This window comes from Arcobacter iocasae (genome assembly GCF_042214795.1).
Taxonomy (GTDB): domain Bacteria; phylum Campylobacterota; class Campylobacteria; order Campylobacterales; family Arcobacteraceae; genus Arcobacter; species Arcobacter iocasae.
In genome coordinates, this window is record NZ_CP090177.1 from 1,489,353 (window position 1) to 1,512,551 (window position 23,199).

General features: G+C 28.8%; 22 protein-coding genes and 1 tRNA gene. 14 read left to right on the forward strand and 9 right to left on the reverse strand.

What is annotated here, in order from left to right; genetic code table 11:
- The first annotated feature begins 11 nt into the window (after nt 1-11).
- The 5 genes from LXN10_RS07460 (at nt 12) to LXN10_RS07480 (ending at nt 6,094) form a co-directional block, all read left to right on the forward strand.
- Entirely contained in the window at nt 12-395 is a 384-nt protein-coding gene (locus LXN10_RS07460; RefSeq protein ID WP_375725229.1) for a FixH family protein, read from the forward strand.
- Nucleotides 395-1,591: a TolC family protein gene (locus LXN10_RS07465; protein WP_375725230.1), complete on the forward strand. Its 1,197-nt coding sequence runs from the start codon at nt 395-397 to the stop codon at nt 1,589-1,591. The genes LXN10_RS07460 and LXN10_RS07465 overlap by 1 nt, the downstream gene beginning before the upstream one ends.
- Nucleotides 1,588-2,571, forward strand: a complete 984-nt coding sequence (locus LXN10_RS07470; RefSeq protein ID WP_375725231.1) for an efflux RND transporter periplasmic adaptor subunit — start codon at nt 1,588-1,590, stop codon at nt 2,569-2,571. Before LXN10_RS07465 ends, LXN10_RS07470 begins: the two co-directional genes overlap by 4 nt.
- 6 nt (nt 2,572-2,577) lie before the next feature.
- Nucleotides 2,578-5,697 (forward strand): efflux RND transporter permease subunit, encoded by a 3,120-nt coding sequence (locus LXN10_RS07475; RefSeq protein WP_375725232.1) that lies wholly within the window; start codon nt 2,578-2,580, stop codon nt 5,695-5,697.
- A gap of 73 nt (nt 5,698-5,770) precedes the next feature.
- Complete coding sequence (locus LXN10_RS07480) at nt 5,771-6,094, forward strand: hypothetical protein (protein WP_375725233.1); 324 nt, start codon at nt 5,771-5,773, stop codon at nt 6,092-6,094.
- A 32-nt stretch (nt 6,095-6,126) separates the two neighbouring features.
- Here LXN10_RS07480 and LXN10_RS07485 read toward each other — a convergent pair whose 3' ends face one another.
- From LXN10_RS07485 to rlmB, 5 genes are read right to left on the reverse strand one after another with little or no spacing between them, the layout of a single operon-like run.
- Nucleotides 6,127-7,482 carry an MATE family efflux transporter gene (locus tag LXN10_RS07485; protein ID WP_375725234.1) on the reverse strand — a complete coding sequence of 452 codons (1,356 nt, stop codon included), beginning with the start codon at nt 7,480-7,482 and terminating at the stop codon, nt 6,127-6,129.
- A gap of 24 nt (nt 7,483-7,506) precedes the next feature.
- Entirely contained in the window at nt 7,507-8,769 is a 1,263-nt protein-coding gene (locus tag LXN10_RS07490) for a homoserine dehydrogenase (RefSeq protein WP_375725235.1), read from the reverse strand.
- 8 nt (nt 8,770-8,777) lie between these two features.
- Nucleotides 8,778-9,986, reverse strand: coding sequence for an LL-diaminopimelate aminotransferase (locus tag LXN10_RS07495; RefSeq protein WP_375725236.1), 1,209 nt, complete (start codon nt 9,984-9,986; stop codon nt 8,778-8,780).
- 2 nt (nt 9,987-9,988) lie between these two features.
- A complete protein-coding gene (locus tag LXN10_RS07500; protein ID WP_375725237.1) occupies nt 9,989-10,810 on the reverse strand; it encodes a hypothetical protein in 822 nt (273 codons plus the stop codon).
- 17 nt (nt 10,811-10,827) lie between these two features.
- A complete protein-coding gene (gene rlmB, locus LXN10_RS07505) occupies nt 10,828-11,520 on the reverse strand; it encodes a 23S rRNA (guanosine(2251)-2'-O)-methyltransferase RlmB (RefSeq protein WP_375725238.1) in 693 nt (230 codons plus the stop codon).
- 117 nt (nt 11,521-11,637) lie between these two features.
- On the opposite strand from rlmB, the gene LXN10_RS07510 reads away from it, so the two are divergent.
- Nucleotides 11,638-13,617: a methyl-accepting chemotaxis protein gene (locus LXN10_RS07510; protein WP_375725239.1), complete on the forward strand. Its 1,980-nt coding sequence runs from the start codon at nt 11,638-11,640 to the stop codon at nt 13,615-13,617.
- Between the two features lie 2 nt (nt 13,618-13,619).
- Here the strand turns inward: LXN10_RS07510 and rsmI are convergent, their stop codons facing one another.
- The 4 genes from rsmI to LXN10_RS07530 form a co-directional block, all read right to left on the reverse strand.
- Nucleotides 13,620-14,435: a 16S rRNA (cytidine(1402)-2'-O)-methyltransferase gene (rsmI, locus tag LXN10_RS07515; protein WP_375725240.1), complete on the reverse strand. Its 816-nt coding sequence runs from the start codon at nt 14,433-14,435 to the stop codon at nt 13,620-13,622.
- Between the two features lie 16 nt (nt 14,436-14,451).
- Nucleotides 14,452-14,652 (reverse strand): 50S ribosomal protein L31, encoded by a 201-nt coding sequence (gene rpmE / locus LXN10_RS07520; RefSeq protein WP_298750409.1) that lies wholly within the window; start codon nt 14,650-14,652, stop codon nt 14,452-14,454.
- A gap of 86 nt (nt 14,653-14,738) precedes the next feature.
- Nucleotides 14,739-15,617: a tRNA (adenosine(37)-N6)-dimethylallyltransferase MiaA gene (gene miaA / locus LXN10_RS07525; RefSeq protein ID WP_375725241.1), complete on the reverse strand. Its 879-nt coding sequence runs from the start codon at nt 15,615-15,617 to the stop codon at nt 14,739-14,741.
- A 14-nt stretch (nt 15,618-15,631) separates the two neighbouring features.
- Nucleotides 15,632-17,167, reverse strand: a complete 1,536-nt coding sequence (locus tag LXN10_RS07530) for a carbon-nitrogen hydrolase family protein (protein ID WP_375725242.1) — start codon at nt 17,165-17,167, stop codon at nt 15,632-15,634.
- A gap of 114 nt (nt 17,168-17,281) precedes the next feature.
- Here LXN10_RS07530 and mqnP point away from each other — a divergent pair, with 114 nt between their 5' ends.
- From mqnP to LXN10_RS07570, 8 genes are all read left to right on the forward strand, one after another.
- A complete protein-coding gene (mqnP, locus tag LXN10_RS07535) occupies nt 17,282-18,142 on the forward strand; it encodes a menaquinone biosynthesis prenyltransferase MqnP (protein WP_375725243.1) in 861 nt (286 codons plus the stop codon).
- A 66-nt stretch (nt 18,143-18,208) separates the two neighbouring features.
- Nucleotides 18,209-18,285, forward strand: a tRNA-Arg gene (locus tag LXN10_RS07540).
- Between the two features lie 447 nt (nt 18,286-18,732).
- Nucleotides 18,733-18,969, forward strand: a complete 237-nt coding sequence (locus LXN10_RS07545) for a helix-turn-helix transcriptional regulator (RefSeq protein WP_013133988.1) — start codon at nt 18,733-18,735, stop codon at nt 18,967-18,969.
- 114 nt (nt 18,970-19,083) lie between these two features.
- Nucleotides 19,084-19,611: a phage replisome organizer N-terminal domain-containing protein gene (locus LXN10_RS07550; RefSeq protein WP_013133989.1), complete on the forward strand. Its 528-nt coding sequence runs from the start codon at nt 19,084-19,086 to the stop codon at nt 19,609-19,611.
- The gene (locus tag LXN10_RS07555) at nt 19,605-19,904 is read left to right on the forward strand and encodes a hypothetical protein (RefSeq protein ID WP_013133990.1); all 300 of its coding nucleotides are present in this window, start codon (nt 19,605-19,607) and stop codon (nt 19,902-19,904) included. The genes LXN10_RS07550 and LXN10_RS07555 overlap by 7 nt, the downstream gene beginning before the upstream one ends.
- Entirely contained in the window at nt 19,894-20,937 is a 1,044-nt protein-coding gene (locus LXN10_RS07560) for a type IV secretion system protein (protein WP_375725244.1), read from the forward strand. Before LXN10_RS07555 ends, LXN10_RS07560 begins: the two co-directional genes overlap by 11 nt.
- Before the next feature lie 273 nt (nt 20,938-21,210).
- A complete protein-coding gene (locus tag LXN10_RS07565) occupies nt 21,211-22,740 on the forward strand; it encodes a hypothetical protein (protein ID WP_375725245.1) in 1,530 nt (509 codons plus the stop codon).
- Between the two features lie 19 nt (nt 22,741-22,759).
- Nucleotides 22,760-23,014 (forward strand): hypothetical protein, encoded by a 255-nt coding sequence (locus LXN10_RS07570; protein ID WP_375725246.1) that lies wholly within the window; start codon nt 22,760-22,762, stop codon nt 23,012-23,014.
- Nucleotides 23,015-23,199: the final 185 nt, after the last annotated feature.

Consider the following 23,199-nt stretch of genomic DNA (forward strand, 5'->3'; position numbering starts at 1 on the left):
GGAGTTCAAAAATGAAAAATATCTTTAAATTATTCGCTGGTTTGCTAATAGCATTTAACTTAGTTCATGCAGATCCACTACTTCAAGAAGGAAGTAAAGATGGGTATGATGTAAAACTAAGTAGTGAGAAATCACTGGTAATGGGAAGCAATGAAATCATCATAGAGTTATCAAAAGATGGTGCTGATCTTTCAAATACAAAAGTAAAAATAAAGTTCTTTATGCCAGAGATGCCTGGAATGCCATATATGGAGAGTGAAGTAAAAGGAAAAATTGTTGATGGTAAATTTAAAGCAAGTGTAAATTTTGCTATGGGTGGAACTTGGCAGTACCAACTAAAATTTAAAACAGAAGATGGGAAAGTTCATACTGTAAGAGGGAGCGTAAACATCTAATGTTAAGAAATAGCTTTATTCTAACTTGTTTGATAATTACAAGCTCATTTTCTACAAGCTTAGAAAATATAATAAATAGTGCAATAGTAAATAATAAAAACCTACAAGCTATTGAAAAATCTATACAAATAGCAAATGAGCAAATTAAGCTATCAAATAAGTGGGATAATCCTATTTTGACCATTGGTGCCAACGACTTGCAGTTTGACACTTCTCGAAGAGATTTGGAGCCTATGCAAGGACAATATATAGGTTTCTCACAGAATATACCTATAAATGGGAAAATCAAGCTACAAGAAGAGATAGCTATGAAAGATAAAGCTATCTCAAATCTAAATTACGAAGATGCAAAACTAAAATTAAAATCAAAACTTATAGAGTATTTATATAGTATAAAAATCCTAGAAAAGAAATATTTACTGCTTAATCAATATCAAAAAAATATAAAAAGCCTAGAAGATTTAACTACTTCTTTATATGAAAGTAATAAATCAAATCAAAGTATGGTTATAAATCTAAAAACAGATTATTTAAAAATAGAGATTCAAAAAGAGAATTTACAAAATATTATCAAAAACAATTACTTAAAACTAGAAGAAATAACATACGAAAAAATCACAAGAATAGATGTTTCTTTAGATGTAAAAGAGTTAATCTTCTCAAAAGATATCTCTACACACCCAATAATAAAGATACTAGAACAAAATAATGAAAAATTTAATAAACAAGCCCAACTAGAAGATGCAAAAAAATTATCAGATATAAAAGTAAGCGCTGTATATTTTCAAAGGGATGACAAGTATAAAGATTATGCAAATGTATCACTTAGTATTCCTCTTGCTTTTTATGGAAAAGAGAATATAAAGATATTACAAGCAAAGATTAAATCAAGAGAATTTAAAGATAAACTTGATGATAGCAAAAAGAAATTTGAGATAAAAATTGCTTCTTTGCAAAATGACTTAGATAGCTCAATCAAGAAATATAAACTTTTAAAAGATCTAATTATACCTTTACAAGAAGAAAATCAAAAAACAATAGAAAAATACAATAGTCTAGAACTTATAAAATCAGATGAAATACTAAAAAATCTAAACAAAATCATACAAAACAAAATTGCTCAATATGACGAGGTAAAAAACTACTTTGATGCTTATTCGCAAGCTTATTATTATACTCAAGGAAAAATTAGATGAAAAATATATTTAAATTACTTTTATTATTGTTATACCTAAGTTCACTAGATGCGAAGATTTTAGATGCAAATCAACTATTCAATAAAAAGATTGTTAAAGTAAAAGATGAGAGTATTTATGAGACAAAAAGCTTTTATGGTGAGACTTTATTTGCAGAAGAGAGTATAAAAGACATAGTTCTTAGATTTGATGGTTATATCACAAAGCTAGATGCAAATAAAAATCTTATGGAAGTGAAAAAAGCAGATAAACTTTTTTCTTTGTACTCAGATAAAATCCAAAGCATAAAAAAAGAGATAGAAGTCACTAAATCTATAAATAAAGCTATGTACAAAAGTTCCCTTGAAAAGCTTGATTCTTTAGATGTCAACCTTTCTCAATTAAAAAGTAAAGATATATCTTTTTATGCTCCTTTTGATGGAATAATCTTAAATAAGAAAATAAATGAAGGCTCTTATGTCAAAACAGGCTCACTTATTATGCAAATAGCAAATATAAATAAGCTTTGGTTTATCTCAAAAGTTTATCAAAGTGATTTGGCATTTTTAACTAATAATATGGATGCTAAAATCAAAATTGATGGAAGAGATATGATCTTTAAAACAAAAGTTGACTATATCTATCCTTATGCAAATAAACAGAGTAAAACTATAGATGTACGATTTGTAATAGAAAACAAAGATAAAAGACTTTTTCCTAATATGTTTGGTAAAGCTATAATTAAAACAAGTTCTAAAAAGGTATTAACACTTCCTAAAACGGCGGTTTTAAGAAAGGGTGCAAAGTATTATGTATTTAAATACATATCAAAAGATGAATTTGAACCAGTATTAATAGACGCAAAACAAATAAGTTCTGGAAAATATGAGATAGAAGATGGCCTAAAAGTTGGTGATGAGGTAATAGATAATGCCTTATTTTTACTAGATTCAGATGCTGTGACAAATAATTTGTATGAAGATGAAGACAATGATTGGTAAAAAATAATGGTTGAATATATAATAAATAAAAGCGTACAAAATAAATTTTTAGTTCTTTTTTCTGTGCTAATTTTAACAGTTGCTTCTTTTTGGGCAGTAAAAAATAGCTCATTGGATGCTTTACCTGATCTTTCACCTCCTCAGGTAATTGTACAAGTGAAATGGGCAGGACAAAGTCCAAAGACAATAGAAGAACAAGTATCTTATCCTCTAATATCAAATTTGATGAGTCTGCCAAATATTGATACAGTAAGAGCTATGAGTTCATTTCAAAATGCTCTTATTTATATCATATTTAAAGATGGTACTGATATTTATGATTCTAGAAATAGAATATTAGAGCAGTTGTCTCAGCTTCAAGGAACTTTTCCTGATGGTGTTAATGTGGCAATTGGTCCTGATGCAACAGGTGTTGGTTGGGCTTATGAATATGCTTTAAAATCAAAAACTAAGTCATTGGATGAATTAAAAACACTTCAAGATTATTACTATAAGTATGCTCTTTTAGGAGTAGATGGAGTATCTGAAATAGCTTCAGTTGGTGGATTTATCAAAAACTATGAAATAACACTAAATCAAGATAAGTTAGTGCAATATAATCTAAGTATAAATGATGTAAAAAAAGCCTTAACTTCTAACAATGATGAAAAAGGTGGTCGAATCATTTTAGAAAATGGTTATGAACACATGATTCAAGCAAGGGGTTATTTAAAAAGTGTAGTTGATATAGAAAATATTACAGTAAAAACTTTTGGCTCAACTCCTTTAAAAATAAAAGATATAGCAGATGTAAATATTACTTCATCAAACAGACGAGGAATGGCTGATTTAAATGGTGAAGGTGAAACTGTTGGTGGAATCGTAGTTGTAAGATTTGGCGAAAATCCATACAAGGTTATAAAAGCAGTAAAAGAGAAGTTAAAAACACTTCATGTGGATGATGTTGAAGTAGTTGAGACTTATGATAGAAGTTCATTAATAGATAAAGCTATCGATACATTAAAACACACTTTATTAGAAGAATCAATTATTGTCATAGTGGTTACTGCCTTATTTTTGTTTCATTTTAGAAGTGCTTTGATTATAATCATAACTTTGCCAATAACTGTGTTATTTACTTTTCTTTGTATGAAGTTTTTTTCAATGGGTTCAAATATTATGAGTCTAGGTGGAATTGCAATTGCAATTGGTGCAATGGTTGATGCAACTATCGTAATGGTCGAGAATGCCCATAAATACCTACAAGGAAAAGAAAATATAAGTAATGAAGAGCGAATAAAAATCATAATAAAATCAGCAAAACAAGTAGGTCGACCAATCTTTTTTGCCTTGCTTTTAGTTGTAGTTTCATTTTTACCAATCTTTGCTTTAACAGGGCAAGAGGGAAGATTATTCTCACCTTTAGCCTTCACTAAATCATTTGCTATGATTTCAGGTGCCATTTTATCTATTACACTGGTACCCATTCTTATGATATTCTTCATACGCGGAAAAATTATGGATGAAAGAAAGAATTATTTAAATAAATTTTTTATAGCTCTATATTCTCCCTTGTTAAAACTTTCACTTAGATTTAGATATGTGGTAGTTGCATTATTTATAGGAACTTTGATTTTAGCATATCCAGTTTATAAAAAACAAAATTGGGAATTTATGCCAATGATGAATGAACAAACCTTTATGTACATGCCTGTAACTCCTTATGGTATTGGTATTGATTTGGCAAAAGAGCTTACTCAAAAAACAGATAAAATATTAAAATCATTTCCAGAGGTACAAACAGTATTTGGAAAAGCAGGGCGAGCAGATAGTGCAACCGATCCTGCACCACTAGCTATGATAGAGACAATAGTACAGTTTAAACCTCAAGACCAATGGCGAGAGGGAATGACTTATAAAAAGTTAATGCAAGAGATGGATGACAAGTTAAGAGTCACAGGATTGATTAATTCATGGACATATCCAATTAGAGGAAGAATTGACATGCTTCTAACTGGTATTAGAACACCTTTAGGTATAAAATTATACGGAAATGACCATCAAAAGCTAGAAGCAGTAGCTTTAAAAATAGAGCAAAAGCTTAAGAAGTTTGATAAAACATTATCTGTGTCATCTGATAAGATAAATTCAGGATACTATTTAAACATAGATTTAAATGAAGAGATGTTATCTCGATATGGAATTACAAAAAATGATATTTTATCAACTGTTTCTTTAGGTGTGGCAGGGGCTAAGATATCTACATATTTTGATGCTTTAGAGAGATATCCTATAAGTTTGAGATATGAAATGACCCAAAGGGAAGATATTACTTCTTTAGAGAATCTTCAAGTTAAAACAAAACTAGGTTTCCAACCACTAAGAATGTTTGCAGAACTTAAATATGAAGAGGGACCATCTGTAATAAAATCTGAAAAAGGCTTAAATGTAAACTTTATATATATTACTCCTAAAAGTGATGTATCAGTTAAAGAGTATAAAGATAAAGCACAAGAATTATTAAAAGATATAAAACTTCCTAGTGGCTTTTATTATGAGTGGGCAGGGCAAAGTGAGTATTTAGAATCAGCAATGAAAAAGTTAGCTTATATTATACCTTTGACTTTTGTGATTATATTTATACTTATCTTTTTTGCACTAAGAAATATCACATATACAGTGATAATCTTTTTTACCCTTCCTTTTGCTTTAACAGGAGGAATATTTTATTTGGAATATTTAGATTTTAATATCTCTATTGCTGTAATTGTTGGATTTTTAGCTCTTCTTGGTGTTGCCGCAGAAACTTCAATTGTGATGCTTGTATATTTACATGAAGCAATGCTTGAGTTAAAAGATAAGTGCATTTCTTTAGATGATGATAAACATATTTTTCATGCTATTTATAAGGGAGCTGTTTTAAGGCTTCGTCCAAAGCTTATGACCTTATTTGCTATTTTAGGAGGCTTGGTTCCTATTATGTACATTGATGGAGTAGGAAGTGAAGTTATGCAAAGAATTGCAGCACCGATGATAGGAGGAATGATAAGTTCAGCATTTTTGACACTTATCATTATCCCTTCTGTATTTTTTATCTTAGCCCTAAAAAAAAGAGATAAAATATTAGAGCAAGAGTTATCACATTAAAACAATTGCTCTACACATAAAGTACACATAGATTATATAAACTTACAAATAAAAACAAAAAAAGGAATAAAAAATGAAAAAAATGATTATGTTAGTAGCAGCGCTACTATTTACAGCAGGGGTAGCTTTTGCAGACGGGAAAACAGGTTCTTGTGGGGCAGGAAAATGTGGAGATTCTAGTAAAAGCATGATGAAAAAAGGCATGACTTCAGAAGAGATGAAAAAAGTTGGTTCTTGTGGAACTGGTAAATGTGGAGATTCTAAAAAACAGATGATGAAAAAAGATCATATGAATAATGATATGATGAAGAAATCTGGAAATAAAGCTACAGGTTCATGTGGAGCAGGTAAATGTGGTGGTGAAGATATGAAAGGTATGAAGAAAAAAGAGATGTAATAACATCTATTTTCTTTAAAGAGTGTAGACTTCTACACTCTGATATTACATAATACTCTTAATTTATACATAGTATAAAAATAAGCAAATATGGCAGCACTATAAATCATAAGTAACATGCCCACAAACAAATAAATATAATCAAGTTTAAAATAGCTTACAATAATATATGAAACTATTGCTTTAGCGATAAGTTGTCTATATATTCCTATATAAAATATCATCTTAGGTTGTTTTATAGCTTGAAGAGTTGATACACAAATAAATAAAATAATATAAGCATAAAATATCCATACTTCTACAAGTAAATAATTAAAGCCATAGTCAATAACTGTTGCATCATCATCAAATTGAGCAACTATGAGTTTTCCAAAAACATATAAAAAAATAATTCCAAATGTTGATATCATAAAGCCATATTTTAATGATAACATTACAATTTCTTTTACTCTATTAAATTGTTTTGCTCCATAATTATTTGATACAAGTGAAAGAACAGCGGTACTAAGTCCTAGTGCTGGTAATAACATAAGTTGTTCAACTCTAAATCCAATTCCATATCCTGCAACTGCTTTATACCCATATTGTGTTACATAATAAGTTAGAATAATAGAACCAAAAGCCATAGTCAACATATTTAAACTAGAAGGTATTCCTTGCTTAAAGAAAGCCTTATAAACTCTTAGATTAGGTAAATAGTACTCTAACCTATCAAAGTGGATTATCTTTGTTTGTAGCACTTTATAAAGCATATAAAACATGTTTATAAATTGAACTAAAACAGTTGCGAAGGCAATACCTGCTATTCCCATTTCTGGAATAATCCAAAAACCATACATAAACAAAGGATTTAAGGCTAAGTTAGCAAAAAAACCAAAAATCAAAGAGTTTCTATATGTTTTTGTATCTCCTTTTGATACAAGTATTGCATTAAGGGCAAAATTAGCCATAAAAAATATTGTACCAAAAAGGATTACATTGATATATTTTAAACAAATATCAAGATAAGCATCTGTTGCTCCAAGAAGTTTAAATAACATAGGAGAAGCAAAATATCCAAGAATAGAGAATATGACTCCCAAAATAACTAAGAAACCAATTCCTTTATGGGCATAAATAGATGCTAGGTGATTTTTCTTTTTTCCAAAAGAGTTACCAATTAGTGCGCTGATTGCTGATGAAAAACCATATCCAAAACCTGTAATTAAAAAATATATCATAAATGATAGGGATAATGCAGCAATTGCTTCTGTAGAGATTAAACCTGCGTAAAATGTATCTACTACATTATACATAGTATTAAAAAACATACCAGTACTTGCAGGTATTGCTAATTCTTTTATAAGTTTTGGAATAGGTTCTTCAATTAAATATTGAGTTTTATTCAATTGAAACCTTTATTTTAAATTTTATTAATCTTCTATTCTGATCATAACTGGTTTAGTAGTTGCAACTCCAGAATTTTCTATTTCTTTTAGTGCTTTATTTATATTTTTTTCTACACAAATATGAGTAGAAAGTAAAAGATGTGCACAAGTTGTATTGTATGGTTTTTGAATCATTTTTTCAATAGAAATCTCATGTTCACCTAATATTTTAGTAACTTTTGCTAAAACACCTACTTTATCTTCAATTCTAAGTCTTAAATAATATTTTGTTTCAATTTCATCTTTTGGCATGATTGTAAGATTTGCTTTATAGTCAAACTCAAACCCTAGCATTGGTGCACCTTTACCTCTTCTTGCAATATCTACAATATTTGCAATAACAGCACTTGCAGTTGCATTTCCACCAGCTCCTGGTCCATAATACATAGTTTCACCAACTTTATCACCAATTACAGAGATACCATTCATTACTCCATCAACTTTTGCAATCATTTCACTTTTTGGAATAAATGCAGGATGAACTCTTAATTCTATTTGTTTACCAACTCTTTTTGCAATAGCTAATAATTTGATAGAATAATTAAATTCATTGGCAAAATCAATATCTGGAGTATCAATATCTTGAATTCCTTCTATTAATATATCTTCAGGTTTAGCATCAACATCATAAGCAATTGAGGCTAAGATTAGAAGTTTATGGGCTGCATCAAATCCACCAACATCAAAAGTTGGATCAGCTTCGGCATAACCTAACTCTTGAGACTCTTTTAATATAGAATCATAATCAACACCATCATTTATCATTCTAGTTAGCATATAATTACAAGTACCGTTTAGAATACCTCTAATTGATTCTATATTATTTGCAGATAATCCATCTCTTAAGGCATTAATTATAGGAATTCCCCCAGCAACTGCTGCTTCATATTCAAATGGAATATCACCAGCTAGTTTTTCTAAATCATATCTATGATATGCAAGAAGAGCTTTATTAGCTGTAACTACTGGTTTTCCTTTTAATAGTGCTCTTTTAATGATTTCATATGGTCTTTCAACCCCACCCATAAGTTCAACAATAATATCAATAGAATCATCATTTAAAGCTCTATCTAAATCATCTGTTAATTCAATAGTTACATCTCTTTTTTTGCTTAAATCATTTACAACACCAATAGTAGGAACAATTTCAATTCCAGCACGCGAGGTAATAATATCTTTATTATCTTTTAATATATTTGCAACACTTGCTCCAACAGTTCCTACACCAATAATTGCGATTTTTAACATTTCTTATCCTATAAACTATTTAAATATTTCTTTATATTTTTTGCTGCTTGTCTAATTCTTTTTTCATTTTCAATTAAAGCAATTCTTACATATTGGTCTCCATACTGACCAAATCCAATACCAGGGCTTACTGCCACTTTCGCTTCTGTAAGAAGTTGTTTAGAAAACTCCATACTTCCCAGATGTGCAGCTTTTTCTGGGATTTTTGCCCAAATAAACATAGAAGCATTTGGCACATCCATATTCCAACCTGCATCTTTAAAGGCTTCAATCATTACATCTCTTCTATAATGATACTTTTCAATATGTTGTGCAACACATTCTTGTGGTCCATCAAGTGCAATAGTTGCAGCTACTTGAATAGGTGTAAACATACCATAGTCAAGCCATGATTTGATTCTTTTTAAAGCACCTACTAGTTTTTCATTTCCAACAATAAAACCAACTCTCCATCCTGCCATATTGTATGATTTACTTAAAGTAAATGACTCAACAGCAACATCTAAAGCACCTTCAGCTTGGAAGATTGACGGTGTAACATATCCATCAAAAGTAATATCAGCATAAGCAATATCAGAGATAATATAAAATCTCTCTTTTTTAGCAAGGTCAACCAATTTTTGGTAAAATTCAGGTGTAACGGTTGCACAAGTTGGATTATGTGGGAAATTTACCACCACATATTTAACTTTTGGAATTGATTCTCTTAATGTTTTATTTAATCTTGCAAAAAACTCATCTTCATCAACTTTAAAGTCTCTACCAAATGGTAATTCAAAATTGTGAATACATCCACCTGCAAGCATAAAAGCATATGAGTGAATAGGATATGTAGGATCTGGAACTACTGCTACATCACCAACATTTACTATAGCTTGTACTAAGTGAACATACCCTTCTTTACTTCCCATTGTCGCAACTGCATGTTTATTTGGGTCTAAATAATCAACCCCATATTTTCTTTTATACCAATTACAAATAGCAAGTCTTAGTTTATAAATACCTGCACTTGCACTATAACCATGATTTTTTGGTTTATCTGCTGTCTCTTTTAATTTATCAATTATATGTTGTGGTGCTGGACCATCAGGATTTCCCATAGAAAAATCTATGATATCCTCACCTTTTCTTCTAGCTTCCATTTTTATATTATTTACTTCTGCAAACACATAGTTTGGAAGTCTTTTCATTCTTTCAAATTCAATTTCTGGGAACACGACTACTCCTTGATTAGTACTGTTAATCCACGCTTTATGTTAAATAGCGTGTACAAATCTGTTATTTTAATATATCTTGTATTTTCTGGTATAGAAAGTGTTAAATTTCTATATACTTTTTCTTCTTTTGAAACCTTTAGTATATTCAAATGTTCATCATAAAATACCACATAAGGAAGCCAACTATTAAGTGTTTTACTTGCTATGAATATTGTACTTGCTTTATCAATTTTTATAAAGTATGGAGATAAAGGTTTAGAAAAAGATACTTTTTCATTAGTTGTTACATATATTGCATCGTATAAAGATGCATTTGTTGTATCTAGTTCATATACCCATTTATCATTTTCTTCTTTTGTTATATTTGTAACTTTACAATCATGTTGAAATAATTCATTTGAAAATACTAAAGGATCAATGGCGGCCTCTGTTTTTAACTTTATTGTCCAAGTTAAAGTCTCAGTTCCATCATAAACTGTATGTTTTGTAAAGTAATAGTAGTATCCAAGTGATTTTAATGTATCTTTTAAAATTTTTAAAGATTTAGTTGGATTACTATTTATTTTAAAAGTAACTTCGATATCTTTAGGTTCATTAAATGCAAGAGTTAATAAACCATTTTCTTTCAAAGTTTTTAAAATAGTTTGATAGTTAAGTCCATCAACTGTCGTAAACTGATACTCTTTTTTAAAAATAAAATTTATTAAATTTTTATGTGTAAGATAGCTATGTGTACCAATGAAGTTTTCAATCTTTTGATTTAACAACTCATTTGCACTAAGACTCATCACTAAAAAAACAGAAATTAAAATTTTTTTTATCATCAGTTTACTCTTTTGTTTTATTTCATTAAATTATATATTAAAATACCCGCTGCAACAGATACATTTAAAGAATCAAAGTTATTCTCCATACCTATTGAAACTTTTAAATCCAATTTACTAATAATCTTATTAGATAACCCTTCTCCTTCACTTCCTAAGAAAAGAGCGACCTTATCCTCTTTTGTTATTGTTCCATATTTTTTTAAATCTGTCCCATTCATAGTTGCACCAATAAGTGCATAACCACACTGTTTTAGCTCATTTGCCAGATCTAAAGAATTTGGATACAAAGAAAAGGGCATGTCAAGCATAGCACCAGAACTTGTTCGTATAACTCCTGATTCATTAAGAGATTTTACTCCCGCTGCAACTATTCCATCAACTCCAAGTGCATAAGCAGTTCTTGTAATTGCTCCTATGTTACCTACATCTGTAAGACCATCAAGTACTACTATAAAATTGTTTTGTTTCATTTCGTTTATTGGAGTGTAATCGAACTCTTCTTTAAGTTTTAGAAAAAATCCTTGATGATTCCCACCTTTTGCCAAAGATTGGGCTTTTTTGTTATCAAGTCTGATTATTTTTTTACCAAGTTTTAAAAACTTTGAAAAAACCTTTTTATCTAATTCCTTAGAAAACATAACCTCTTCAATGATTGAAGGGTGATTGTCTAAAACGTATAAAACTATTTGTTTGCCATATATTATCATAGGGGGATTTTATCTAAAATATGTTGATAAATATCTTTTGTAAAATTATTTTAACATTTTGCTTTAATCAGGCTATATAATTAGAGTAGACTTACAAATAAAAAAGGGATACAAGTAATGGAAAAGTTAAACACAAATTTTATAAAAATTCTAACTACTGATAATACTAATTTAAGTGATTTACTTATAAATGAGTTATTTTTTGAAGAAAATGATCCGAAATTAGTACTAGGATTTATCTCTCCAAATATAGACTTTCAAGAGATTTCTTCAAAAATAAGAAACTTTTTTCCTAATTCTACAAAAGTAGTCTTATCAACAACAGCGGGGGAACTTTGTACATTTAATCTAAATGAAAAAAGAGACTCTTTGTATCATGAGACAAATGAGGGTTGGAATAATATTGTTTTACAAAGTTTTAGTGATGAAATTATTGATAAAGTTGAAGTATTTACCGTACCATTATATAGTGAAAGTATTGCTTCTCAAACAATATCTCATAAAGAGCGAATTGAAAAAATCAAAAATGAAATAGATAGATTCAATATTTCTTTTAAAATAAACCATACTGATAGTTTGGCATTTACTTTAGTAGATGGTTTATCAAATAGTGAAAGTTTTTTTACTGAAGCTGTTTACGCAAGTGGGAAACTACCTTGTTTATTAATAGGTGGATCAGCTGGAGGTAAATTAGATTTTAAAGAAACATATATTTATAATAATGCACAGCCAGTAAGACATAGCGCTGTTGTTACCTTGATAAAATTAAAACCAAACATTAAGTATGGTGTATTTAAATCACAAAGTGGTGATTTAACAGATATGGCATTTTTGATAGCCCAATCAAATGTATTAAATAGAAGTGTACAAAGTGTTTTAAGAACAAGTGATAATAAAATTATAAATTTTGTTGATGCTCTATGTTCAAGATTAAATTGTACATTAGAAGATTTACCAAACTTACTTAGTCAATATACTTTTGCTATTAAAGTTGAAGATGAAATATATATTAGATCAGTATCTAATGTAGATATAGAAAATAAAAATATCTCTTTTTTCTGTGATATAGCATTTGGAGATATTTTATACCTTGTAAAAAATAAAGAGTTTACTTCTCAAACAGAAAGTGACTATCGAAAGTTTTCTTCGAAGAAAAAAGAAAAACCAATAGGTGCTATATTTAATGATTGTATTTTAAGAAGATTATTAAATGCAGATAATTTAAATGGTATAAAAACATTCAATGATATTCCATTAGCAGGAAGTTCGACTTTTGGGGAATTATTGGGATTAAATATAAATCAAACTTTGACAGCACTTTTCTTTTATAATGTAGAAGATGATAATAGTTTTAGTGATGAGTATGCAGATAATTTTGTTGATAAATATGCTTCATATTGTTGTTATTTTAAACAAAGGGAGATAAACCAATATCAACTTTTTTCAAGGGTAAGAACTACTGTCGTAGATAATCTTAAAAATACATTTCCATTAATTCAAGATATGGTAAATATATTAAACTTTATTTATGATAATACAAAAGAAGAAGCGATAGTTATAGATGATGTTACAAAAAGATTTGAGGCTTTTACAAAAGAAATATTAAATAATGTTGATTCCAATATTAAATTAGTTGCAGATATGGAAGTGTTGACAAAAAATGCTGCAGATATCAAAAATGTTTTATATGCAATTTCTGAAGTTGCGATTCAAACAAATCTTTTAGCATTAAATGCAGCAATAGAGGCTTCTCGTGCAGGAGAGTTTGGAAGAGGTTTTAAAGTTGTTGCTGATGAGGTAAAAAAACTTGCCCAAAGAAGTCAATTAAGTCTTACTGATAGTAATAAATCAGTTGATGTAGCAATAAAAGGTATCGATACCATATCTAATTCAATAACAACCACAAGTGAAAAATTACGAGACATATCTTCAAATATGGAAAAAATAAATATTTCAATTGATAAAATTAATGATAGCTCTACTCATAGTAATAATTTTATTGAAGAGAAAAAAGGTAGTTTCGATAAATTAATTCAAAGTATAAAAGCAATTGAAGATATACAACATGAATTGGAGATATTAGAAAAAGGTTTTTAAAATTAGTTTTCGTCTAAAAGTTTTTGATAGATATCTTTGATTTTTTCACCCGTTAGTTTAGAAAGTAATTTCGCTTTTACTTTTGGTGGCAAGTCAAGCTCTTGAATATCACTTAAACTTAAATTTTTTCCTGCACTTAAAAGAGGTTGGATGATTACAACCCATTCACCTCTTATATTTGTATCTTTAAGGTTTTTGTATAGATTTATTGATGTATCTTTAAAAGTTGTTTGATACTGTTTTGTCAATTCTTTTGCTAAAAAGATAGTTCTATTTTCATCAATATTTTTTAACTCTTCTAAAAGTTTTAAAAGTCTATGTGGTGATTCGTATAAAATTGGTAAAATCTCACTATTCATTACCTTTTGTAGTTTCTCTTTTCTCTCAGTTCCCTTATGGGCTAAGAAACCAAAAAAAGTAAATTCTGTATGTTCAAATCCACTCATTGCAAAGGCTGTTAAAACTGCATTGGCTCCTGGAATTACATCATATTTAATATCATTTTGTATGGCAAATTCTACTAAAGTAGCTCCTGGATCTGAAACACAAGGCATACCAGCATCACTTACATATACAATATTTTTATCAAACATATCTTTTGATAATGTTTTTAAAACTTGTTGTTCATTATGTGAATGAAATGATTTAAAATCTGTACAAGGAAAAGTTAGGTTGTATTTTGAAGTAAAAAGTGTTAGAAGTTTTTTTGTGACTCTGGTGTCTTCACAAAAAATTAGTTCCGCTTCCAATAGAGCATCAAGTGCACGCTTAGAAATATCTTCTAAGTTTCCTATTGGAGTTGGAACTAAAGTTAGCATTATAAGACTTGTTGTCTTATTTTTGTGCGTATTTAGCTTTGAATTTCTCTACTCTACCAGCAGCATCAACGATTTTTTGCTCTCCTGTGAAGAATGGGTGACAAGCTGAACAAATATCAATTCTTAAAGTCTCAACATTTGATCTAGTTTCAAAAGTGTTACCACAAGAACAAGTTATTGTACAAGCTTTATAGTCTGGGTGAATTTCTTTTCTCACTTTGTTTCCTTTTAATTATGTAATATTTAACAAAAGGTCGAGTCTCGTTTGTCGCCCTTTATTAGATATTTAAAATAAGATTGGGATTATACTGTAAAATACTTAAGAATATCTGAATTTAAGTTTTCTATAATATTCGTCTCTTGTTTTTGATTAAATTGAGATTTGTTAAAAGTATTTTGTCTTTTTGCTAGTTTTGCTGTATTTAAGGATATTTTTTCTTCTAATTGTTCTTTTGTGAGTTTACCATCAATAAATTCTAAGGTTTCAATAATACCAATAGCGCTCATGGCATTTGGCTTTCTTGTATATTTATTTTCTAAAAATAGAACTTCATCGATAACCCCATCTTGTATCATCTGTTTTGTACGAAGAGCTATTCTTTTTTTAAGTTCTTCTCTATCCCAATATATCTCAAAAAGTTTAAGCTCTGGAGACATTGGTTTTTTGGGATTTTCTATGAAATATTGGCTAGGAGTCAAGCCACTTTTTTTATAAATAGAATAAGCTTTTTGTATACGATATTTATCATTAGAGGCTATTTTTTCCATATATGTTTTATCTAATTCAAAAAGCATTTTATAAATATCTTCATGGGGCATATCAAGTTTTACATCTTCTCCTACGCCTTCACTTATACCTTCAATCAATATTTTAAGGTAAAAACCTGTTCCACCTACGATAATAAGATTTTTGCCCTTTTGTCTGGCGAATTCTTTAGCTTTTTTATAACATTGCAAAAATTCAACCACATCAAAACTTTCATTTACAAAAACTTCATCTATGCCAAAATGGATGATTCCATCTCTCTCTTTAAGTGTAGGTTTTGCAGAGGCTATATCTATTTCTTTATAAACAGAAAGTGAATCTAAAGATAAGATTATAGAGTTTGTTTTGTGGGCCATATCTATTGATAAGCCCGTTTTACCTGAAGCTGTTGCTCCTATGATTGCTATTTCTTTCATAAAACTCAAATTTCCTAGTTTTTTTCTACTTTTATAACATCATAAATATCTGTTCTTCTATCTTTTAGATTATTTACACTTCCTACACTATGAAGTTCTGTTAAAAGCTCTAAATCCACATCAGCTATAAGTATCATCTCAGTATTTGGTGTTGATTCAGCTTTTACACCATTTGCAGGAAATGCAAAATCACAAGGAGTAAATACTGCTGATTGGGCATATTGAATATCCATGTTCTCAACTTTTGGTAAGTTTCCTACACAACCTGCAATTGCTACATAACACTCATTTTCTATAGCTCTTGCTTGAGCACAAATTTTAACTCTTGAGTAACCATTTTGAGTATCCGTTAAAAATGGTACAAATAGTATATCCATCCCTTCTTTTGCAAGAAGTCTACTTAGTTCTGGAAACTCACTATCATAACAAATTAGTACTCCAATTTTTCCACAATCTGTATCAAAGGCTTTGATTTTATCAGAGCCTTTTAGTCCCCAAACTTTTTGTTCATCTGGAGTTACATGTATTTTGGCATATTTTTCTATCTCACCATCTCTTTTACACACAAAACCTACATTGTTTAGTGTTCCATCAACAAGTTCTGGCATACTTCCCGTGATAATATTTATGTTATAAGCAATGGCAAGTCTTGAAAAGTCTTCTTTAAATCTTTCTGTATATTTTGCAAGTTCTCGTATAGCATCTGCTTCACTTAAGTGATTAAACTCTGCCATTAAAGGAGCATTGAAAAACTCTGGGAAAAGTGCAAAATCACTTCTATATCCAGATACTGCATCAATAAAGTATTCAGCTTGTTCGATTACTTCTTCATAGTTTTTATAAAGTCTCATTTGCCATTGAATAAGTCCTAATCTTATGACTTTTTTTTGTGCCATTGGTTTTATGGTTGGTTTTGCATAATATATGTTGTTCCACGCTAGTAAACAAGCATACTCTTTACTATCAATATCACCTTCCAGATAATTTTTTATTACTCTTTTTACAAAAAAGTCATTTGATAGTTGAAAATTAAGTACGGGATCATAAATCTCTCGCTCTTTTACTTTTTGTATATACTCTTTTGGTGTGATTTTGTCTGCATATTTAGAGTAATTTGGGATTCTTCCTCCAAAAATTATTCCTTTTAGATTAAGCTCTTCACAAAGCTCTTTTCTAAAGTCATATAATCTTCGACCAAGTCTTAGTCCTCTGAAATTTTTATTAATAAAAACATCTACACCATAAAGCATATTCCCATTATCATTATGTGTGTCAAAGGTATAGTTACCAGTAATATCTTTATAACTGTGAGTATCATCAAATTTTGTATAATCAACTATAATACTAAGTGCAAAACCTGCAAACTCACCATCAATTTTTATTGCAACTTGTCCATTTGGAAATTTTTCAATTAAAGCCTCAAATTCCTCTTTACTCCAAGATGATTCATCAAGATGACGATATTCATCTTCCATCAAAGAGCAGATAGAGTTGTGGTCTTCTTTTTTTAAATATACTAATTCAATTTTATCTATATGTTTTGGATCCATTATTATTTCCGTCCTTTTATTATGAAAAGATTATATTATAATAATTGATTGTTACTCATAAAACAATTAAATACAAAATATCTTTCAAATAATTTATTTGATAAAATACACCACATGAATAATATAATGAAAAAACTTAATGATTTTAGTGAACTGGTTATGTTCAAACACTCGATTTTCTCACTACCTTTTATATTTATAGCGATGGTTGTAGCAGCAAATGGTTGGTTTGGCTGGAGGTTGTTTTTTTTAGGAATTTTAGCCGCAGTTACAGCTAGAAACTTTGCAATGGCATTTAATAGATACCTAGATAGAGATATTGACTCCCTAAATCCAAGAACAGAAAATAGACCAAATGTTGATGGAAGATTATCTGCTAAGTCAATTTTGACTTTTACTATTTTAAATGCACTTGGATTTATAATAGTTGCAGCTTTTGTAAATAAACTTGCCCTAATATTAGCTATTCCTATTTTATTAGTGATTGGTTCATACTCATATTTTAAAAGATTCTCTTACCTTGCCCACCTTATTTTAGGAGTTTCATTAGGTCTTGCTCCCATAGCTGGAGTTGTAGCCGTTAGTGAAACTATTACTTTATGGTCGATTTTTTTAAGTATAGGGGTGATGTTTTGGGTTGCTGGTTTTGATTTACTTTACTCACTTCAAGATATAGATGTGGATAAAAAATTAGGACTTCATTCTGTTCCAAGTGTTTTTGGTGCAAAAAATACAATGCTATTTTCAAAAATAGCACATAGTTTTACAGTTTTATTTTGGCTTTTATTTGTAATAAACTCTAATAGTGGGGCTTTTGCATACTTAGCAGTAATAGTTAGTGCAGTGATGTTAAGTTATGAACACTACTTAGTAAATAAAGATTTTAGAAAAATAGATAAGGCATTTTTTACTGTAAATGGTTATTTAGGTATAATATTCTTTATATTAATAATAATCGATACTATCACAAAATAGGCATATAATTATTTTATAAAACAATTATAAGCTAAGCTGTGATACTATTCCAATCCATTTTTAAATGCGTCTGTGGCTCAACTGGATAGAGCTCCCGGTTTCGGCCCGGGTGGTTGGGGGTTCGACTCCCTCCAGGCGTACCATAAAGAAGCCCGATATAATCATTCATTTGAGTGTTTATGTCGGGCTTTTTTTATTTCTCTAAAAATTAACTTCACACCTATTTCACACTAAATATTATTCAAATAATTATTATGAGTATTATAAATATTGTTTAATATTTTTAGCGTTCAATTTGAATCTTTTATTAAAAAAAATTATATAAATTAATTAATATAGTAAAAAATGATAAAAAATACATAATATTAGTGAAAAAAATAAGTAAAAAATCGTACCAAAAATACAAATTTCGAAATTTAATTTTTTTGTATACCTCTACATTCCATAAAATAGAACATTCTTTCCAAATAGTATATACTATTCCCGTATAAGGCCGATAAATTGGAACAAAAATCAAGTAAGTTAACTTGACAATCTGTGTCTTTTCCATTTATAATTTCACTGTTATAAAAAATAAAGGAGATAAAAATATGACATTGGAAGAATTAAATTTCTTAGTTCCTATTGAACAACGCTCATGCATATGTCTTAACCAAAGTCAAACTGCACATATTTTAGGTGTTTCATCATCAACATTATCAAATTGGCGATTAGAAGATGGAATTGGGCCTGAATACAAAAAAGTTGGCAATGGAACGAGGTCTAGAGTACTTTACCCTAAAACAGCAATTATTGATTGGATTTCTAAAACAATTAAAACAGCATAAGTGTTCACTTTTAAGATTTTTGGCGAAAGTTAAAAGTGAACTTGTCCATGGTTAGGACTATTGAATTATAATCAGTAAGTCCTTATAAAATTATGAATAAATATAAGGATAATTATGTCCAAAAAATATTATTGGATAAAACTAAAAGAGAGCTTTTTCTCTGATTTAAGAATAAAAAAACTTCGTAAACTTGCAGGTGGAGATACCTTTACTATCATATTCCAAAAGATAATGCTTTTATCATTAAGTACAAATGGTGTGATAGTTTATCAAGGTATTGAATCTAACTTATCAAAAGAACTTGCTCTTATCATGGATGAAGATGAAGACAATGTTCAACTTACATTATCATACTTAAAACAAACAAATATTTTGATTGAAGAAGATGAAAATAATTACAATATACCCCTTATATCAGAGCTTACAGGTACAGAAACGGATTGGGCTAAAAAGAAAAGAGAATATAGAAAAAGACAAAATGAGGACAATGTCCTTACCATGTCCGACAAGAGAAGAGAAGAGATAGAGTTAGAGAGAGAAAAATATGCGAAACTCAATCAGATTCTTCTTGATAAACAAATTACAAAGGATAAAAAAAGGGAAAAAGTCTTGAACCAATATATAGGAGAATCAACATGTTAGTTATAAAAAAACTTGATAAAAAGAAATTAGATAAATTATTCTTAGAGCATTATAATGACGAATTTAGAGAATATGAAATATATCAAGAAATGAAAGAAATTCTTTCTAAGTTAAATAAAAAAGAATTGATTGAATACATTCTCGCTGAACGAACTAATAGCACATATTACATTGAAAGATTTAAGTATATAGAAAAGGTTCTATTTGATATGGCTAGTTATGTATTTGAAGATGAAATTGATTTTGCAAGAAATGAAATGATGAAGTACATAGGGGATAAATATGGAGAATAATGTAATAACCGACATATATAATTTAGTAAATGGAATTTTGTTTCAATCAACAAATGAAATTACAAGTGGCTTATATAACGGTGCAAGAATTGTTTTTGATAAAGGTTTTTTTATTTCAGCAATGGCAATAGCAATAGCTTATATTGGTTGGAAAATTGCGTGGAGTAAAACTAAAAATGATGAAGCACTTTATAGTGCAATTTGGATGTTGATAATGTTTGCAATAGTTCAACTAATGATAAAACAAGGTAATTATTATCAATGGTTTATTGATGGAGTAAATATACCAAGAGATACTTTTGTTGAAATGATTAATACAATAGTTACAAATGTAAATCCCCATGCAGGACTAGAGAATATATTAAATACTTTAATGACAACAACTAACTCAATTGCATCGGCAAGTTTTGCAAATGGAAGTTTGACCAATTGGTTACCTTTTGCTTACGGAATAATAGCTTATTTAACAGGAACTTTTTTAATAATTATAATTGTTGTAATGACCTTGTTTAGTAAGTTCTTAAGTAATATTACAATGGCTTTATTGCCTTTTGTAGTAGTAACCTTATTATGGAAAAAAACAGAGTATGTATTTTTTGCATGGGTTAAACTTTATATCTCACTTTCTTTATATGCTCCCTTTACCATGATTTTTGGATTAGTAAGTATTCATGTTGTAAATTTAAGTATGAGCATATCTCAAAACTTAGCGGATGATTATATGAATAGTGCAGAAATGATTTTAATACTTGTAATTGTACAGGGAATAATCATAATTGGAATATTTAAAATTCCAAATATTATTAATCAACTAATAGGAAGTGCAAACGAGGGAAGTTCAATGACAAGTGGAGTAGGAACATTAAGCACAGGTGCAACTTTAATAATGGGAGCTTCAAAATATTCCGGACTATCAGCAGGAGTAGGAGCAGGCAAAGCAGGAGGGAGTTATATGGCAAAAGAATCATTAATTAATAAAGGGGAAATAAGCCAAGCAATGGATTATGTAGCGAGTAAAGTTAAACCGAGATAGGATATTTAACTTAAATGTTAAAGAACAAAAGAAAAAGGAAAAAATAAAGATTATGCCTTTTTCAATTGCCCAATAAAGTATAAAAAATAGAAGAATTAAAGGGAATAAAACTTCCCCTTTTTTCATAAGTAAAAATCAAATCAAAACCTTTATGGTCTGATTTCAAAATGAAATACCTTTTAAGGTAGTAGTTTGCATACTAGTACCTTATAGGTAAATAAAGAATAAATTTGCCCCAAGGGCTTCATTTAAATTAAAAAAGGGGAGGAATAAATGAATGACTTAGAAGAAGAATATAAAAAGAATAGAGGTACACCTAAGCCTAATGAGCAGAGCATGAGTTTTTATAATAATCGGCAGTTCGCCGAAAAAAGTAGTGGAACAAAAAAGGGGACTTTTTATAAGTCCTCTTTTCATTCTCAAACATCAACAAAACATTCTTTAGAACACATGGAAAGAAAATCTAAAGTGACATATTTATTAATACAAGATTCAAGTGTTAATGATAATAAACAATATGAAGATGTAAAGAAATTTAAAGAGCAAGCAGAAAAGATTTATAAAGAAAAAATTGGTCAAAAGATGCAGCCAAAAGCTAAAGAGAATTTAGTAAAAGAAGCAGTATTAAATACAAAACCCAATACAAGTATTGAAGATATGGAAAAGACATTTAAAAATTTAAATAAGAGATTTACAGGACATCATATTATTGCTACAAGTATTCACCGTGATGAAGGTGTATTTATAGATACAAAGTATGATTTAGAAGATTTAGAATATACATCTAGTACTTTGTCATGGAAACATATTAAGTTAAACAAAGATGTAACAAATGAAGTAATTGATTATGCACCTAATAGAAATATTTTTTATAATCAAGAAAATAGATCCTGGTACTTTGATAAAAATTTCGCCGGCGAAAATAAAGCGGATGTTTCTAAGTATCAAAAAAAGATAAATTATCATGCTCATGTTTTATATAGTAACTTCAATAAAGATACAGGTAAAACTGCTCGAATGGATAGAACTAACATGAGAGAGCTTCAAACAATAGTTGCTGATAGCTTAGGAATGCAAAGAGGTCAAGAGTTTAGTAAGAATAAAAGAATGAATCATTGGCAACTAAAAAGAGCAATAGATGCTAAAAGAGAATTAAAGCTATCTACTCAAGGTGAATTAGCAAAACAAAAAGATTTACAAAATGAAATGAGAGTTTTAAGAGAAGAACTTAAAAAACAAGGAACAGCAAAAAGAGAAGATTATGCAAAATTAGAACAATTGAATAAAGTTTTAAAAGAGCAAATAACAAATAAAGAACTTAGTTTTAATGATATGAAAAAGATTTTTGATGAAAAAATGAAAACTATTGATTATCAAAATAGCTTATTAGATAAACAAGATGAACGAATTAAAAATCAAAAATCAAATATAGAATCATTAGAATCAAAAGTACAAAAAAGAGAATTATATATTGATGGTAGTATTCCTCAAAAAAGAGTAAAAATAAAAAATGGTTTATTATCTTCAAAAGAAGTATATATCTACGATACAGAAGGAGTAAAAACTTATGTAGAGAAAACAAAAGATACAGAGAAAAGTTTAAAGACAGAAGTAAAGAACTTAAAAAAAGAGAATTCAATTTTAAAAGATGAAAATCTAGAGTTGGATATGTTTAAAGTATTTGTGAAAAAGCATTTTAAGAGTACAGATTTAGAAAAAGTAAAAGAAATAATCAAAATTGTGATGCCAAAGATAGATAATTCAAATAAAATAAATGCAAAAAATAATAATATAGAAAGATAAAAAAAGGGAGATATAGAAAATGAAAAAATTAGTTTTAGGAATAGTAGTAGTGTTTGTGTTAATTGGTTGTGGGTCAGATAATGAGAAAAGTCCATCAAAAGAAAATACAAAAGATTATATTAATAAAGTGATAGAACAAGAGCAAAAAGCAAAAGAAAAAGTTTTAACTCCAAAAGAAAAAGAAGAAGCTGCTAAAGCTAAACAAAAAACATTAAACTTAATGAATGATTTAATTGAAAAGGGTAAAAAAATAAAATTGCCTTCTGAAAGGTAATCATACAGTTGCAAGAATTGATTATTTGTTTTGGAGTAAGAGCTGTAATTTAATATTATGTTTCACAAATGATAATATATGATTTCAGCTTGAATTTGATATACTGATTTAATCAATTTAAGGCAAGGGAATAGCCTAAAGACTCTTTGAAAATATTTCTATAATCAATTTAATTACAACTCATT